The sequence below is a fragment of the Lysobacter sp. N42 genome, from assembly GCF_004344885.1.
On the sequence record NZ_SKFB01000001.1, the window covers coordinates 41,276 to 56,934 of the forward strand.

The following is a 15,659-nucleotide window of genomic DNA, read 5'->3' on the forward strand; positions in this document are numbered from 1 at the left end:
TTTGCGTTCATTCAGCTATTAAGCATAGAACGAAATTAGTGAAATTCTTCAGAAAAATAAACTGCCAATAATTTTGGCGGCGATTGTGCCTACCACCACGTACAAATGCAATCTTTTGTCATGAAAACAACAGACTATTTAAACGTCCGAATGGTGAAACTGTAAACAGAGGGAACGAAGCTGCTCCATTCCTTTAGTTTTACTTTCAGCTTTCATTATTTTAGCCACCTGGGTATTGTCTGTGGCGCTTACCAAAGCTTGTAACAGCGTTTGTTGTTCTTCGTCTACGCGAATCCAACTGTTCACAAGAGCGGCTTGCAACCAAGGAGCATAGTCGTAGAAATTCAGCTCTTTTTTCACGAAAGCTCTACCTAATTCTTGCCAGCGCCTAATTTGCGAAGCTTCCGGTCGCTCGTTAAACGGAATACTTTTCAGCAAGGGTAGAATAATGTCGGCACGCGCACGATGTCTTATTTCATCTTCATTACTTAACTCTAGGCTGTGTATACGTGCATGAAGTTCCGTTACGAATAATGAAGAAAGTTCCCGTACATAGATGTGCATTCGTTTTGTTAACGGGTATACGAATACAGCGGATGAGCGACCACTTGCGGGGTCGAGCTTTTGTCCTAATCGTAGCGGTATGTAGCCACTTTGCTGCCAAAAGTCGATAAGCTCCGGTGTAGCACCAAAACTCGTACCGACCGATTCGATATTTCTTTCTTTTGACCAATATTGAATTCGAGCGAGTAATCCATAGCCCAACCCTTTACGACGTAAACTTGGATGGGTGGCTATCCGTACCACTCGAATATGGCGCATTGAAGCGAGGACAGGGCGTTTTAAATAATAACAGAAGGTTTGTGGTAGCAAGTTACCTTGTGGGCGCCTCTTTCCCTTAGTAATAGGGTCGATTAAGTCACTGATCAGTGGACCTTCTTCACTTAACCACGCGACACCAATCAGCAGTGGACCTCGCTTTTGCAAAACAAGGTATTGGTTCGGGTTATCGAGCAGCAGCTTAAAGTCGTTAGGGCTAGTTTGGTAATGAGCATCGACGAGCAAGGAAAAACAAGACTCCTTTTCTTCGCTGCTTAATTCATGAGCGTGGCAAATACGGTAAGAAATATCACTCGTGAGCAATGGCGTTGGAACCGTTTCCAGCGCTAAACTCTCCTCCCATTCACTGCGCAATGCGAACGCTTTAAAGGTTGTGTCCTCAACTGGATCATTTAGATTCCAACGCATTGGTTGGTGAAGCCATTCTCTCGAAACAAAAGGAAAGTGTTGTTTTAGCTGATGCTCGTATTTGATTTGAAAGCCTCTACCCGCGAACTCGTAACCCTCTGTCGTAGTAGCTAAAACTAAAAAGCCTGGGTGTTGTAGCAACCCCATCTGTGCAATAAACGGTAAGGTTGCTGCTTCGTCAACGATTAAAATATCTGACGGTTCTGCGCATTCCTGATAATGCTCAATGTCTTCAGGCGCGAGGAACTGCCAATCAAGGTGGGCGCATGCGTCGATGATTTTGCGTGACTGTAATTTAGAGGGAGCTGAGATAAATACTCGAGTTTCACCGGGTAATTGTTTGCACCAATGCGCCAATGTTGAGGTTTTTCCTCGGCCACGCGCTGCATAAAGCAAAAAGGCGCTGTGCGGGTGCTGTTTTTGCTGTTGGTCTAGTATGCCAATGACATTGTTTTGAGACTGAGTAGGGTGAAATCTGGAATCTATTTCGGGTTCAGACCAGTGCTCAAGAAAGTCGTTAAGTTCCCTGTCTTCCCTGCAAATAAAGGTCGTTTCAAAGTTCCAGTAACTCGCTAAGTGCTGCCAAGAGTGAGTTTCTAGAAGTGCCGAAGTAACCTCAACAATAATGACCCCTTTGCCCACAACTGTAGCGGTGCAGGCTGCCCATGCGCTGGCATTCCAATTATGGTCGAATCGACAATGCAGCAAAGTTCGCTCTGTCCCAAGTAACGACTTAAACTGACTAGTGTTGGTTATCAGCAGGCTGTTATGACGTTCAAGTTGACGTTTAACTTGTTCTGCAGAGGCTGTTGATTGTGGAAACCACAAAATAAGTGAGCGGTGATTACGCTCACTTATGCACCGATAGAAGCCTACTAATGAACCCTGAAAAGGTTCATTTTCTTGCTGGTTTGGCGGATACATAAAGAATAATTTCGCCTTCGATCACTTTCGTTCCGTCTTCTCTTTTCGCATAAACGGGCACAGCAACATCACCTTCTTGCCAAGCGTCGTTGGGCAACTCGGCTACCACCGTAATATCACTGTTTGCTTTGGCCGTATAATTGATGTTCATGCCTTTCGGTATCCAACGCAAGTGCTTGGGTATAGATGACTCTGCCATTGCACCCATGGCCATTTCCAAACCATTACATAATGCAATGGCATGAACGGTACCGATGTGATTAAGCACTGGCTTACGTTTTTTAAACGTGAGTTCACAGTAGCCGGGGCGCATTTGCTCGATAACAGGTTTAATGGTTTTGAAATAAGGGGCCTTACTGGCAAACAGTTTGGAAAATATGTACTTACCAAAAGGAAGTGCCAGACACTTATTTCTCATCCTTAGTAGGTAATTGGCTTCCTGACTCGAACTCATCGTTGATAACACCCTTAAAAATCAATGGAAATTGTCTGAATCTTTGCCCTTCATAGCTGTCTTGAAGAACCCACTTGGTAATTTCATCGACACTGTTTGTAAGAGCTAAAAGATAACTATATCTTTTCAGCGCAACTTTGGCACTCTTTGGTAGAAATTGTTGTTTCTCGTAGTGAGCAAGGTTCGCTTTCAGAGTTTTGACTTTCTCTGGGTTGGCTTGCAGCGCCGCGAGTGCTTTCTCGAAGTACGCAAGAGGGGCTTCTGTTTTTTCTCTGTCTCCGGAGCGCTTAGTTTTGCTCCGAAAGGGATAATATTTGCCGGTCATAAGGTAACCGAGAAAATGTTGAACTTAAAAAAAAGGAGCCGACAAGGGGATGTCGGCTCAATCTCGTTGCTAGCGAACAGTAGCTAATAAAGCATACTGTACACTTTTTTACGGTACGTTGAGGCGAGTGGATCACCTTCTGGTAAATTATTAATCATATCTAATAAGTGTTTCTTAAATTCGTCGTTACTGCGCTCGGCTTTCCACAGTGTTAATGCCATTGCTAGGGCTTCTTCGTAGCGCTTCACTTGGAAATACTGAACGGAGAGTTGCGACTGTAACGCTAAGTCGTCTGGTGCAGCTTTAACTTGCTCCTCTAGTGCTCTAATTTCAGGGCTGTCGGCAGCCTCTTCCGCAAGTTGGATAATGGCCTGCACTTGTTGATACTCAGGTTCACTTTGGTGACTTATGGAAAGTTGCGCTAATAATTCTTTTGCCTGTTCCGTATGGCCTACTTTCGCCGCAGCATGCGCCAATACCAGCACAGCGTCATGATTAGTTGGATTTAAATCTACAGCTAACTTTGCTTGTGTGTACGCGGTGTCGGCATCGTCGTTCGCTAAAGCTTCCTTAGCGTTTTTCAGAGCGTCGTCTTCAGGTTGAGGCAAGTGTTTGCTCAACATTTCACGGATAGCTTGTTCTGGCTGTGCGCCTGCCAAACCGTCGACCGGTTGCCCGTCTTTAAATACCATTAGGGTTGGCAAGTTACGTATTTGAAATTGACCTGCAAGCGCTTGTTCTGCTTCACAGTCTACTTTCGCTAGAATTAAGTTGTCTGAGTAATCGGCAGCAATTTTTTCAAGTATAGGAAGGAGCTGTTTGCATGGTTCGCACCAGTCTGCCCAAAAGTCGATTAAAACAACTTTGCCTTCAGCTTGATCAATCAGTACTTCTTTAGCGTTTTGAGCTGTTAAATTTACAATATTGTTCGCGTTCACTTCATCGCCTCGTGGTCTATATTCATTTCTCTTGTTTTGTGCTCTGTAAATGGGGACGAACCCTAAGCATTCAACCTTTTGTTTCCGCAGTTAACCTAAGAGCTTCTTCAGAATCTTTTGCTTCCATTCTGTGTATGGTGGGTAACGAACGTCGATGTCCAGGATAAATTTACGCGTAACTACAGGTTTTTGGTGCGAGAAAGTGTCGAACCCATACTTGCCGTGATAGGACCCCATACCACTTTCACCCACACCTCCAAACGGGAGGTTCGGATTAAGCATAAAGACCATGGTGTCGTTTATACAAAGAGAGCCACAGCGAATTAGTTTTTCTACTCTGTTTTGTTCGCTTTGTAGGCTGGAGAACAGGTAACAGGCTAGTGGGTGAGGGCGGGCTTGAATAAATGCCAGCGCTTCTGTGAAGTCGGAAACAGGGATAATGGGTAGCAATGGACCAAATATTTCTTCTTGCATGACTGATGCATCGACAGGGCATTGGTCAATGATTGCTGGCGCAAAATAGCGACTTTCTGCGTCTTGTTCTCCGCCCCATATTTTTGCGTGTTGAAGTTCTGGGTCTGAAAGTAGCTTCGCAAGACGTTGGTGGTGACGCTCGGAAACAATTCTTCCGTAGTCTCGGCTCTCCTTAATATTTTCACCATAAAGCTCTTTAATGGCAGCTTTGAGGGCTTGCGTTAAAGCTTCATGGACACTTTTTTCCACTAGAATATAGTCGGGAGCAATACAGGTTTGCCCAGCATTCATAAATTTGCCCCAAACAATTCGCCTAGCGGTGACTTCAAGGTCGGTATGTTTGGAGACGATTACGGGGCTTTTTCCGCCAAGCTCTAATGTGACCGAAGACAAATGATTCGCTGCGGCGTGCATAACTTTCTTGCCAATCTGACTGCCTCCCGTAAAGAAGATATGGTCAAAAGGTAAATTGAGGAGCTGAGCTGCGATTGCTGCGTCGCCTTCCACTGCCCAGATAGCTTCTGAGTCTAAGTAGCGGTTGCATAGTTTTACAATTAACTGGCTGGTTGCAGGAGACACTTCGGAGGGCTTAATACACACGGTATTGCCCGCTGCAATGGCTGCAACAACAGGGCTTAGTGTTAATTGTAACGGGTAATTCCAAGCGCCGAATACTGCAACAGTACCTTTAGGCGTAGGGAGTAACTTCGAGCGAGCAGGGGCAATGGCAATTGGACTAGAAACCCTCTTCGGCTTCATCCATTTCTTCAAATGACGCTTGGTATGGCGAATATCTTTCAGTAGATAACCTATTTCAGTGCTCCAAGCTTCAGTGGCTTGCTTGCCTAAGTCTTCAAATAGTACCTGTTTCCACTCTTCAACATGATTATTGAGCAGCTTTTCAATTTGCTCGAGTTGGCGAATTCGCCAATCACGAGAAAGCGTTCTTTGGCTTAAAAATGTGGACTGAAGTTTAACAAAGTGTTCTTGCATATCTTGTTCGTTAATGGTCATGGTGCGTCCGTTATTTCAAGTTCAATAATTTGCCCGTCGGTACCGTCAACTAAAACTAAGATAGAAGACTTCGTTGGGTGTAACTCTATATCTCTAACTCTGTGGTTCCATGTAATATCAGTGCTCTCACTGACTAAGTCGTATTCATTTAAAACACTTATCTGCTGGCCACGCTGACTAAGCGTTAAAGCTGTTATCTTCCGCGCCGCGAGTGCTGGAATGAGGGCTGTATTTTCAAAAAGTGTAAGTCCGGCTGGCGCAATTGACGGTGTCCAGTCATATAGTGGTGGTTCCATACCGGGTAAGTCTCGGTATGGCGTAATCATAGCGCCAGTGTAATCAACACCGTTAGTTAGGAGGGGCCAACCATAATTGCGACCGCCTCTAATATGGTTTAACTCGTCACCACCTCTTGGTCCATGTTCGGTGCTCAAAATGGCATTCCATTCGGCGTGATAGGCAATACCTTGTACGTTTCGGTGACCATATGAAAACAAATTAGGGGCTGCGTTTTCTGTACCGATGAAAGGATTGTTATTTGGGGTTCGCCCAGAAGTGTCAATCCGAGCGATGCTTCCTAATAAATTTGTAGTTACTTGCGCTTGTTCACGATAATCAAAGCCGTCGCCTAGCGTGACCAAAATGGTTGAGTCGGGGAGTTGCAACAGTCTTCCGCCAAAGTGTGCAGCACCTTTTTTGGTGGGGGTTGCTCGAAATATTACGGTGGTATTTTCAAGCTCTAAATCTTTCGTAAGTTCTGTCCTTGCCACACAGGTTTGATTTGCACTGCTTACTCCACATGCATAGCTAAGTAATAGTTGCAGGTTTTCACTTTCATTTTTGGTTATATTGAGAACGTCGAACAATCCAGCTTGGGCATTGACGAAAATATCAGGAATGACATTAGACACGTTAATGCGCGCGAGTATTTCGGCATTATTCTCTGGCGTAAGCGAGGCAACAACTAGAGTACCGCTTCTCTCAGTAAACACGAACTTTTGCTCATCTAGAAATGAGATACCCCATGGTGAGTCAAGTTGCTCGAGCAAAGGTGTTGCATGGGTAGCTTGTAACTGAGCTTGAGCAGGAACCAAGGCAGACCATAAGAGCGCAAAAGCAGAGACAACAGACGCTATTTTCATTTCACTAAACCTTTGAGTGGGTTAACTTTGCGAAGAGAGCGAGTAAGGCGGGCGTAGAGATACCCTGCCAAGCAACCGCTTAGAATCATAAGCAAGGTTCCGAGAGAGCCTCTAGTTGCCGCTATTAACGTGGGTGGCGGCGTAAATGCATTAATGAGTTGAAATGCCACATATAAGCCAACGCCTCCTGCGACAATACACCACGCGGTAAATTGTCGTTTCTGGAATGTAGAAACGAAGTGAGCGATAGGTATAGCAATAATAAGGGTAACCGCCATAACCACAGCAAATAAAGGTGCAAAGAAGATCAGGTCATGTAATGTCGTATTAATGCGCTGGCTAAGCTCTATGGCAGGTCCTATTTCACTTATTGCATGCAAGTTGAGCTGTGTCTGAATAACAGAGCCCACCAAGGTTGAAACCACGAGTGCGACAAGAAGAGCAAAAATCCGAACTCCAAACCTTTGCCAATGCGTCATAATGAACATATCCAAGCGTTAAAAAGTAAGACCTTAACTTATATGAAGTTGCCCAGACCTTCCACCTTTTAGGCAACTTCTCGTGTCAGTTTACTTGCCCCCACTTGATAGAGTGGATAAAGTGTTGACCACAGGTTAGACCAGAAGAGGCAAGCAGATGACCCAAGCATACCCGAATTTATTTGAACCTTTAGACCTAGGATTTACCACATTAAAAAACCGAGTGTTGATGGGCTCGATGCACACAGGACTAGAGGAAGAAAAGCAGGGCTTCGATAAGCTTGCAGTTTTCTATGCGCAGCGCGCGAAAGGTGGTGTAGGCCTAATTGTGACTGGCGGAATCAGCCCTAATATTCGTGGCCGATTAAGCCCTGTAGGGTGTCAGCTAAGTAAGCCTTGGCACGTGGCTAAACACCAAAAAATTACCAGTGCAGTGCATGAAGCTGGCGGTAAAATCTGCATGCAAATTCTGCATGCGGGAAGGTATGGATATCACCCTTTAAATGTTGCCCCAAGTGCTATAAAAGCTCCAATTAGTCCTTTCAAACCCTCGGCAATGAGCCACCGTCAAATTGTAAAAACCATTAAACATTATGCTCGTGCTGCCAAGCTCGCGAAAAAGGCAGGATATGACGGTGTAGAGATTATGGGCTCGGAAGGTTATTTGATTAACCAATTCATTTGTAGCCGAACAAATAAGCGAACCGACCAGTGGGGTGGCAGCTTTGAAAACCGTAGCCGTTTCCCAAAGGAAATAGTAAAAGCTGTTAGAGAAGCGGTAGGTGAAGACTTCATTATTATTTATCGCTTGTCCATGTTGGATTTAGTAGAAGGTGGTAATACCCAAGAAGAAGTAGTGGAACTGGGTCAGGCGGTCGAGAAATGCGGCGCAACCATTATTAATACTGGCATCGGTTGGCACGAAGCTCGTGTACCTACAATCGTGACTTCAGTTCCGCGAGCTGCTTTCCGTTGGATTACAGCCGAGTTGAAAAAGTCGCTATCTGTACCCGTGGTAGCAACCAATAGAATTAACACGCCTGAAGTTGCTGAAGATATTCTGGCAAAGCAAGAAGCCGATATGGTGTCGATGGCACGACCGTTGCTCGCCGACCCCGACTTCGTTGCGAAGGCGGAAGCTGACAAAGCCGACCGTATAAATACCTGTATTGCTTGTAACCAAGCGTGTTTAGACCACGTATTTGAGAACAAGCGTGCTACTTGCCTTGTTAACCCGCTTGCAGCCTATGAAACAGAGTTGGTGATGAACCCTGTTGTGAAGAAAAAACGTGTGGGTATTATCGGCGCGGGTCCTGCTGGGCTATCTGCCGCATGTTTTGCCGCAGAGCGTGGGCATGAGGTTCACTTGTTCGACAAGGCTACCGAGATCGGTGGTCAGTTCAATTACGCAAAGCAAGTGCCTGGTAAAGAAGAATTTTATGAAACCATTCGTTACTTCAAAAACAGGCTTGAAGACGCTGGTGTTATTCTTCATTTAGGGCAAGAGCAAAACAAAGAGTCTATTACACAGTTTGGTTTTGATGACGTTGTGGTAGCCACTGGTGTTTCACCTCGAGCACTAGAGATAGAGGGCGCTGACCTTCCTCATGTGTATGGTTATTTAGATGTGTTGCGTGACCATAAACCAGTGGGTAAACGAGTGGCAGTTATTGGCGCTGGAGGCATAGGATTTGACGTTTCTGAGTATTTAACGACAACCGTTTCTCCGACTTTAGACGCGGAACAATGGCACGCTATTTGGGGTATCGACAAGTCGTACGAGCACCGCGGAGCTTTGCTAGAGCAGCCTTTGGCGGAGCCAAATCCAAGACAAATTACGTTAATGCAACGGAAAACCTCGAAAGTCGGCGGTGGACTGGGTAAAACATCTGGTTGGGTACACCGCAACACATTGAGACATAAAGGCGTGAAAATGTTAGCCGGTGTAACGTACGAACGTATTGTTCCAGAAGGTATTGAAATAAGTATTGATGGTAACAAGCAATTGATCGAAGTAGATAATATTGTCGTATGTGCAGGACAGCTCCCGTTAAGAGAACTGGAAGCTCCATTGCGTGAAGCGGGTGTGAGTGTACACCGTATTGGCGGTGCAGACGTAGCTGCCGAGTTAGACGCAAAGCGAGCTATTCGACAAGGAGCTGAATTAGCGGCAATGTTGTAAACGTAAAAGCATTTGAAACTTAATACTGGAGATAACTATGAGCGAATCGCAAGAAGTGCCTGAAGTATTAGAAGACGCGCAAGGAAGACTCGAAGAGATTTTCAAGCGGTTAGAAATATCAGATGATGCACAGCAGCGGCTCGCTCAACCCGAAAGAATTATTCAAGCCTCTATTCCAGTGCGTATGGACGACGGCAGTCTTAAGGTATTTCAAGGCTGGCGCGTTCAATACGACCTAACTCGTGGCCCTGGCAAAGGCGGCATACGCTTTCACCCTAATGTGGACGAAGGTGAGGTTACGGCATTAAGTTTTTGGATGGCTATCAAGTGTGCTGTGGTCGACATTCCTTTTGGCGGCGCTAAAGGCGGCGTATGCGTAGACCCCAAAAAGCTCTCTCGAATGGAGCTAGAGCGACTTTCCCGTGGCTATATTCGTGCAATGTTTGATGCGATAGGCCCCGACACTGATATTCCCGCACCAGACGTGAACACTAACGCTACCGTAATGGGGTGGATGGCAGATGAGTACTTTAATATCGCTCGTGGTCAACACCCTGCGGTTATTACGGGTAAGCCTCTAGGGTTAGGAGGCTCTGCGGGACGTGTCGAGGCAACCGGGGAAGGCGCATTAGAAATCTTAAGGCTATGGGTAGAGCGGGAAGATAAAGATCCCAAAGACATGACCGTTGCTGTTCAGGGCTTTGGTAACGCGGGGTACTATTTTGCAAAAGCAGCTCTCGACCTAGGCTTTAAAGTTGTGGCGGTATCTGACTCTAAAGGTGCTGTTTACTCTAAAGAAGGCTTAGACGTAGAGGCTATATACAAGCACAAAAACGAAACTCGAGAGCTCAAAGGAATTGTTTACTCTGAGTCGTCTGTAGACGATGAAGAGAATGTCGAGCACTTGTCGAATGACGAGTTATTAACACTAGACGTGGATGTTTTAGCTTTAGCTGCGCTAGAAAATCAAATTACTAAACATAATGCCAAAGACGTAAATGCTGACATTGTGCTGGAAATAGCGAATGGACCAGTGACTAGTAAAGCAGACGAATTACTAAACGAGCGAGACATAACCGTTATTCCTGACGTATTAGCGAATACAGGCGGCGTGGTAGTGAGTTACTATGAGTGGGTGCAGAACCGAATAGGTGACTACTGGAGTGCAGATCGTGTGAACAAGCGCATGAAAGAGTTGCTAGAACGCGAATCTAAGCTTTGTTTTGATTTGGCTGAACGTGAATCAATCGACCTGCGCAGGGCTGCCTATATGCAAGGTTTAGAGCGTATTACATCGGCTATGGACTGTAGAGGTAACCAACACTACTTCAATGGCGACACGTAAACTACAAAGAAAGCCAATGGCGACGGTAGCTGCCGTCGCTGTCGTACATTTGAGCTTGTTTATTTACGTTAAACCAACTCCCTCCGCGAGAGTTAGCCCGTAAACCTGCTATATATTGCCAATTTCCGTAGTTGCTCGCAGGGTCGTAATCAATAAGCTGTTGTTCAAAGTAACAAGCACCCTTGCGCCAATCTTCTCCAAGGTCGTAAATGAGTGCTGACGCCACATTCTGCCTTCCTCTGTTGCTCATAAATCCAGTGGCATTCAACTCTTTCATGTTGGCATTTACGAAGTCGTTGTTAGTTTCACCCTTTACCCACTCCGCAAAACTTCCTTTAACTATGGGCTCGTAGTCAATTTGTGGTGAACCATCATAAAAAAGCTCTGGCCCTGCTTGTACTGCTAAATGTTGAAAAAATTCCCGCCAAAGTAATTCTATTTTCAGCCAATGCGTACTTTCGTTCTTGCCAAACTCTGTTTCGTGTTGATGTACAGCTCTCAATGCTTCTTCAGGCCCTAAATTGCCCCAAGCTAGCCAAGGAGAGAGCTTGCTGGAATAAGACATACCCAACATACCGTTACGCGTGGATTTATAATGTCGAACTGGTCCATTTTGTTGTAAGTAAGCACTTAAATGATTTAATGCATGGCTGCGGCCGCCATTAAACTGAATATTTTCTGTGGTGGTGTATTTATCTGTAACGCTCTGTAATGGCTCTGCGGGGAACGACTCCTCCAGTAGAGGCTCAAAGCGTTTTCTAAACTGGCTAAAAGAGCGAAGTGGCTTATTAATACGTTCACAAACCTGCTTTGCTGACCAAAGGGTATAGGTTTCATAGATGTGGGTTTGGGCTGGAATCTTTTGTAACTTCTGCTTAAGCTCGTGTTCGTCTCGCTTTTCTTCGTAAGCGGGCAGAGTGCTCCAGTGTATATGCTCGGCTTTGTATCTTTCTACAATTGCCAATAACGATTTAATGGTATTACCGGATGTGATGAGCAGTTCAATATTTTGTTTAGCCAAAGTTTGTTGGAGCTCATTCAAACTTTCGGTAATGAATTTTTCTTTGTGCGAACCAAAACGTTGAATGCCTAGCCAGCTGGCTTTCTCTCTATCTTCCCAAACATAAACAGCGACCACTCGAGCTGTCGAAGGAATGTTTTGAAATGCGGGGTGGTTCTCACGTAATTCTCTGCGTAGCCATACAATATGTGTTTTCATTATAAGTCCTCGATATGCTCAAGGTAATGTTCGGCTTGCTGTAAAATATCCTGCCGTTCCTGCTCAGTGCGCTTGTCCCATTGCGCGTACATCATGCGCATACGGTGGTTATTGCGGAACTTGTCTTCATGCTTATCTATAAAGTGCCAATACAAGCTATTGAATGGGCAGCTATTATCTCCATACTTTTTACTCACGTCGTATGTGCATTTAGTGCAGTGGTCACCCATTTTCTTGATGTAGTTTCCGCCACTCACGTAGGGCTTTGTGGCTAGCACACCCCCGTCAGCAAACTGGCTCATTCCGCGGGTATTTGGAAGCTCAACCCACTCAATAGCGTCGATGTAAATCCCTAGGTACCAGTCATCTACTTGTTGCGGGTCGATTCCTGCGAGCAGGGCAAAGTTCCCGGTCACCATCAGACGTTGAATATGGTGGGCATAGGCGTACTTTAATGATTGGGAAACCGCATGAGAAACGCAGCGCATATTGGTTTTTCCACTCCAATAGAAACTCGGCAGATCTCGCGTATGATTTAATTCGTTTCGGTTCGCGTACTCGGGCATGAAGCGCCAATAAATCATTCGAACATACTCGCGCCACCCTAGTATTTGTCGAACGAAACCTTCGACTTGAGGCAAACTTATACTCTCAGGCGAGTGTTCATAGGCTTGAATAGCTCTTTCGACAACATATTTAGGGCTAACCATTTTGGTATTCAGGGCAAACGAGATGCGTGAATGATATAGGCTCCAGCCCCTGTCTGTTAGCGCATCTTGGAACTCACCGAAGTGCTGAAATAGGTGGTCGAAAAAGTAGTCCATAAGGTCAATGGCTTGTTTGCGGCTTATGGGCCACAAAAAGTGTTTGCTGTCTACTTCTCCGAATGTTTCGATGCTTTGCGAATTCAGCAAGTCTACAAGGTCGGAAACATCGTGAGAAAACATCAAAGGAGAGTGAATCTCATGTTTTTTCGGAATCTTATTTCTATTTTCGGAATCGTAATTCCACTTTCCGCCTAAAGGCTTATTGCCGTTCATTAAATATCCCGTTTCCTTTCGGGCTTGGCGGTAATACTTTTCCATCAATAAATGTTCGGCATCTGGGAAATATTTCTTCAGATCGTCTCGTTCGGTGTAGAAGTGTTCACTCGAATAAACTTGCGTGGTAATCCAGTCGATGTTTTTCAATTGGGTATCGAGCCGGTACTCGTCAGGCTCTTGGTACTCCAGCGATTTAGCTTTCACGGTCGAACAGACCTGTTGAAGGTTTTTACATAAATCTTGCTGGTTATCTGAACTGTCTAGCTTGAGATACAAAACGTCATGTTTTTTGCTGATAGCTTGAGCAAAGTTACGCATTGCAGCAAAGAAGCCCACAACCTTTTGAATGTGGTGTTTCACATAAGTAAGCTCTTGCTTCATTTCCATGATGACGAACAGAGTTCTGTCGTCAGTTTCATGAGTGTGGCCGCGAAACCAACTATGCGAGGCGTTGAGTTGGTCTCCTAAAATAAGTCTAACCTTGGGGTAGTCTCGGCTAATCTCGTTGACTTGATGAAACAGGCTCACGGCTTAGCCCAAAACTTTTTCAGATTAACAGGGGGATGTATGTCGTTATTACCCTGAGTTGGCAACTCTCGGGCTCTATGCTCTGGAACCGCATAATGATAACGCTGTCCTTTTGAGGGAACGTGATAGCAGTCTAAGCCAGTTACTGCAGCTGCTCTAATCTGACTTAGTTCAAGGCTTCCGTCCGGTTGTAAAACATCTTCACGAATACGCACCCATTTAATTTGCCCAATGATGAATTCGGTTCCGTTGAGTTCAATGGGTAAAATCTCCTTTAAGTCTAGTCCAATACTTATCGGGGACTCAGATACGCAAGGCGCTTGAAAGTCGTCTATCCATTCAACACTTAGCCCAACCTCTGAGAACTCAGAAACCTGCTCTTCATATTTTGCTGACGTTTGATGGGCTTTTTCCACCATAGATTCTGCAACCATATTTATGGTGAACTGATGTTGCTCTTTGATGTTATTTACCGTGTCGCGTCGCACTGTCGTTGGCCTTGTCACCATTCCCATGAGTGCTGGATTAGCTCCAAGGTGAACTACCGAGCTCACGATAGCTAAATTTGGTTGATGCTTCGCATCACAGGTTCCAATTAAGTTTGCGCTTTTGTATCCGGAAAGGCCATTAATTAGGCGAGCGCGAAACCGATCTGGCAAGTCTTCTAGGTGTTTTTTATTAAACCAATACATGCTTAAACCAATAATTTCCCATTTTGTTTTCTTATTACGAATTTAGTCTTCGGTTACGGCGGCAACGTTCAGAGCAGTATTTCACCTCATCCCAAACATCCTTCCATTTCTTTCTCCAAAGGAAAGGACGATTGCAGACGGGGCAGGTTTTCTCAGGTAAATGCTGCTTTTTCATCGCGTTTGTCTCGGTGACCCTCTACATGACGCAACAGAATTTGTTCTTTATACGCTTTAACTTCAGGAAGAGACTTCCACTTCCATAAAAATTCTCTTGCTCGCTTACCTGTCTCTTGAATGTTAACTATGGGGTGCGGGTAGTCTTTACCTAATTCAAAGTTGCTTGCTAGTTGCTCTAACGGCGGCATTTCCCATGGTGTGTGAATATACGCACTAGGTATGGCAGAAAGTTCGGGTACCCATTGGCGAATAAATTCACCGTTTGGGTCATGCTCTTGCGCTTGTTTAATCGGATTGTAAATTCTGATTGTGTTAATACTGGTTACGCCCGCTTGCATCTGAAACTGCGGGTAGTGAATTCCAGGTTCAAAATCAAGAAATAACCGCCCCAAATGTTTCGCGCCGAAACGCCAGTCTAACCAAAGGTGGTGAGTCAAAAAGCTAACCAACATGGCTCTCATGCGAAAGTTAATATAGCCGGTATGTTGGAGACAGCGCATGCACGCATCAACTAAAGGAATACCCGTTTTGCCGCGGGCCCAAGCACTAAAGTGTTCTATGTTCCCATTTCGATGTAAGTTTTCGTAGGCTGGGTTAAGGCATGAACGCTCAAGCTGTATGTCCATTTCGAACTTTTGAATAAAATGACAATGCCAGCGAAGTCTAGAATGCAACGCTCGTATCGATTTCCTCCAACCTTGTTGGCTCTTAAGCTGACCTGTACGTTGCCAAACTTGCCTTACGCTTAAGTTTCCAAAAGCCAGATAGGGTGACAAACGTGAGCAAGAACGCCTACTTGCAGCCGGTTTCGATATATCGAAAGCGTAGCGCTTACCACGCTCTAAACAAAAGTCTTCAAGCCATTTCAATGCAGATAGTTCGCCGCCGTGTTGAAACCTGGTTTGGTGCGTTAACCAGGCTTGCGGCACCGAAAGTTCGGGTTGTTCATGCCAAACTAGAGTATTAAGTCGAGCCAAATCAGTTTGGTATTGAGCCTTGGCCATCGTTTGATACCAATGCTTTCGCCAGCCTTCTCTATCTCTACAGGCTCTTACCACGCCATTACTGGGGAATTCTAACCATTCCACGTTATTGTTGTTACACCAGCTCTTCACTGCGATATCGCGTTGGTAAGTGAGATTAATCCCTGTTTCTTCGTGGCTCAGTACTCTGGCTACCGGAAATGTCTTTGCGAGACGTTTTAAAGCTGCAAGCATATCCGACTGGATAACGTGAACTCTGTGCTGTGAACCAAGCTGGCGCTGAAGTTGCTGAACGCTTTGCCAGTAAAAGCGCCAATGGTGCTCTCCGTAGTGAGCGTCATCAACCAGCATAGGCTCAATCACCACCAAAAGTAGAGTAGGGCGGCCTGAGCGAGAGGCGAAAGAAAGCGGAGCGTGATCTCGAATTCTAAGGTCACGTTTAAACCAAACAATATCTATCATGATGTACAATACGCGCATTAACTATGAAAG

The 15,659-nt window shown here is 45.3% G+C and carries 14 protein-coding genes; 2 read left to right on the plus strand and 12 right to left on the minus strand.

The window, feature by feature from the left end; translation table 11 throughout:
• Positions 1-138 precede the first annotated feature (138 nt).
• The 7 genes from EYQ95_RS00190 to EYQ95_RS00220 all read right to left on the minus strand — a co-directional run bounded on the left by EYQ95_RS00190 (position 139) and on the right by EYQ95_RS00220 (position 6,998).
• Entirely contained in the window at positions 139-2,172 is a 2,034-nt protein-coding gene (locus EYQ95_RS00190) for a GNAT family N-acetyltransferase (protein WP_111914784.1), read from the minus strand.
• Positions 2,144-2,626, minus strand: coding sequence for a hotdog fold domain-containing protein (locus EYQ95_RS00195; protein ID WP_111914783.1), 483 nt, complete (start codon positions 2,624-2,626; stop codon positions 2,144-2,146). Before EYQ95_RS00195 ends, EYQ95_RS00190 begins: the two co-directional genes overlap by 29 nt.
• Positions 2,580-2,951, minus strand: a complete 372-nt coding sequence (locus EYQ95_RS00200) for a hypothetical protein (protein WP_111914782.1) — start codon at positions 2,949-2,951, stop codon at positions 2,580-2,582. The genes EYQ95_RS00195 and EYQ95_RS00200 overlap by 47 nt, the downstream gene beginning before the upstream one ends.
• An 83-nt stretch (positions 2,952-3,034) precedes the next feature.
• Positions 3,035-3,889: a thioredoxin gene (gene trxA, locus EYQ95_RS00205; RefSeq protein WP_111914781.1), complete on the minus strand. Its 855-nt coding sequence runs from the start codon at positions 3,887-3,889 to the stop codon at positions 3,035-3,037.
• Positions 3,890-3,979: 90 nt separating this feature from the next.
• Positions 3,980-5,377 carry an aldehyde dehydrogenase family protein gene (locus tag EYQ95_RS00210; RefSeq protein WP_111914780.1) on the minus strand — a complete coding sequence of 466 codons (1,398 nt, stop codon included), beginning with the start codon at positions 5,375-5,377 and terminating at the stop codon, positions 3,980-3,982.
• Complete coding sequence (locus EYQ95_RS00215) at positions 5,374-6,519, minus strand: PQQ-dependent sugar dehydrogenase (RefSeq protein WP_111914779.1); 1,146 nt, start codon at positions 6,517-6,519, stop codon at positions 5,374-5,376. The genes EYQ95_RS00210 and EYQ95_RS00215 overlap by 4 nt, the downstream gene beginning before the upstream one ends.
• Positions 6,516-6,998, minus strand: coding sequence for a hypothetical protein (locus tag EYQ95_RS00220; RefSeq protein ID WP_111914778.1), 483 nt, complete (start codon positions 6,996-6,998; stop codon positions 6,516-6,518). The genes EYQ95_RS00215 and EYQ95_RS00220 overlap by 4 nt, the downstream gene beginning before the upstream one ends.
• Before the next feature lie 157 nt (positions 6,999-7,155).
• On the opposite strand from EYQ95_RS00220, the gene EYQ95_RS00225 reads away from it, so the two are divergent.
• The gene (locus tag EYQ95_RS00225; RefSeq protein WP_111914777.1) at positions 7,156-9,180 is read left to right on the plus strand and encodes an NADPH-dependent 2,4-dienoyl-CoA reductase; all 2,025 of its coding nucleotides are present in this window, start codon (positions 7,156-7,158) and stop codon (positions 9,178-9,180) included.
• 37 nt (positions 9,181-9,217) lie between these two features.
• Positions 9,218-10,525 (plus strand): Glu/Leu/Phe/Val dehydrogenase, encoded by a 1,308-nt coding sequence (locus EYQ95_RS00230; protein WP_111914776.1) that lies wholly within the window; start codon positions 9,218-9,220, stop codon positions 10,523-10,525.
• A 1-nt stretch (position 10,526) separates the two neighbouring features.
• Here EYQ95_RS00230 and EYQ95_RS00235 read toward each other — a convergent pair whose 3' ends face one another.
• Genes EYQ95_RS00235 through EYQ95_RS00255 form a run of 5 tightly spaced genes read right to left on the minus strand, consistent with a single transcriptional unit; the run spans position 10,527 to position 15,629 of the window.
• A complete protein-coding gene (locus EYQ95_RS00235; protein ID WP_111914775.1) occupies positions 10,527-11,744 on the minus strand; it encodes a DASH family cryptochrome in 1,218 nt (405 codons plus the stop codon).
• Positions 11,744-13,315: a cryptochrome/photolyase family protein gene (locus EYQ95_RS00240; RefSeq protein WP_207916180.1), complete on the minus strand. Its 1,572-nt coding sequence runs from the start codon at positions 13,313-13,315 to the stop codon at positions 11,744-11,746. The genes EYQ95_RS00235 and EYQ95_RS00240 overlap by 1 nt, the downstream gene beginning before the upstream one ends.
• Positions 13,312-14,007 (minus strand): flavin reductase family protein, encoded by a 696-nt coding sequence (locus EYQ95_RS00245; protein ID WP_111914774.1) that lies wholly within the window; start codon positions 14,005-14,007, stop codon positions 13,312-13,314. The genes EYQ95_RS00240 and EYQ95_RS00245 overlap by 4 nt, the downstream gene beginning before the upstream one ends.
• A gap of 34 nt (positions 14,008-14,041) precedes the next feature.
• On the minus strand, positions 14,042-14,182 hold the full coding sequence (locus tag EYQ95_RS00250) for a DUF2256 domain-containing protein (RefSeq protein ID WP_111914773.1): 141 nt from the start codon (positions 14,180-14,182) through the stop codon (positions 14,042-14,044).
• Positions 14,160-15,629 (minus strand): cryptochrome/deoxyribodipyrimidine photo-lyase family protein, encoded by a 1,470-nt coding sequence (locus EYQ95_RS00255; RefSeq protein ID WP_111914772.1) that lies wholly within the window; start codon positions 15,627-15,629, stop codon positions 14,160-14,162. The genes EYQ95_RS00250 and EYQ95_RS00255 overlap by 23 nt, the downstream gene beginning before the upstream one ends.
• Between the last annotated feature and the right edge of the window lie 30 nt (positions 15,630-15,659).